Source organism: Veillonella sp. CAG:933 (assembly GCF_000431435.1).
Classification (GTDB): Bacteria; Bacillota; Negativicutes; order Veillonellales; family Veillonellaceae; genus Veillonella_A.
Window position 1 is genome coordinate 49,416 of record NZ_HF986236.1, and the last position, 922, is coordinate 50,337.

The 922-nt window shown below is 43.8% G+C and carries 1 protein-coding gene; it reads right to left on the reverse strand.

All coding sequences use genetic code 11. From position 1 onward, the window contains the following. A partial coding sequence (locus QZL64_RS12390; RefSeq protein ID WP_296309645.1) for an aminotransferase class I/II-fold pyridoxal phosphate-dependent enzyme occupies positions 1–717 on the reverse strand: 717 nt, incomplete at its 3' end. Between the last annotated feature and the right edge of the window lie 205 nt (positions 718–922).

The following is a 922-nucleotide window of genomic DNA, read 5'->3' on the forward strand; positions in this document are numbered from 1 at the left end:
TACTTCGCGAGCCCCTTCGATTTCGTAAATACTGTGAACTGTGTCTTCACTGCTGATGAAGGCTTCGTAGGCGGAGTCAAACATGAGCACCGTATCATTGGCTTTACACCAGTCAACCCATTCTTTAAGGCGTTTGCGGCTCAAAACGGTACCGGTCGGGTTATTCGGGCAGCAGAGGTAGACAATGTCTACATGTTGATTCGGAAATTCCGGCGAAAAGTTATTTTCCGCATTGGTTGGTAAGTAGACGATGTTTTCAAAACGGCCGTCTTTGAACTGACCGGAACGTCCGCCCATGACATTGCTGTCGAGATACACCGGATACACCGGGTCGGTAATGGCAACTACGTTGTTGGCACTGAAGAGCTCCTGGATGTTGCCCACGTCGGATTTGGCTCCGTCGGAGATAAAGACTTCGTCAATGTCGAGGTTGATTCCGAGTGGTTTATAATCGTGATCGACAACGGCTTGACGTAAGAATTCGTAACCTTGTTCCGGGCCGTAACCGCGAAACGTTTCGGCTTGACCCATTTCGTCAACTGCTTTATGCATGGCTTCAATCACGGCAGGTGCTAATGGTCGTGTTACATCCCCGATGCCTAAGCGAATGATGTCGGCATCCGGATTATTTTTCTGAAATTCTGCCACTTTGCGAGCAATGTTAGCAAATAAATAGGAACTTTGTAGGTTGGCATAATTTTCGTTGATTAGAGCCATGGTGAACCTCCTTGAAGCTTGGGTACAACTGAATTAAAATTTATAAAAACTACATTATATAGAAATTTATAAATTTAATAGTAACATTTTACTATATATGAAGCCCCTCTGCAAATAATGGCCTGTAAAGACTTTGTCAATAAGGGCTAATAGTAGTGTATAAATATTTGAAAATAAAGAAAAACAGGAATCCGGGGAGGGATTC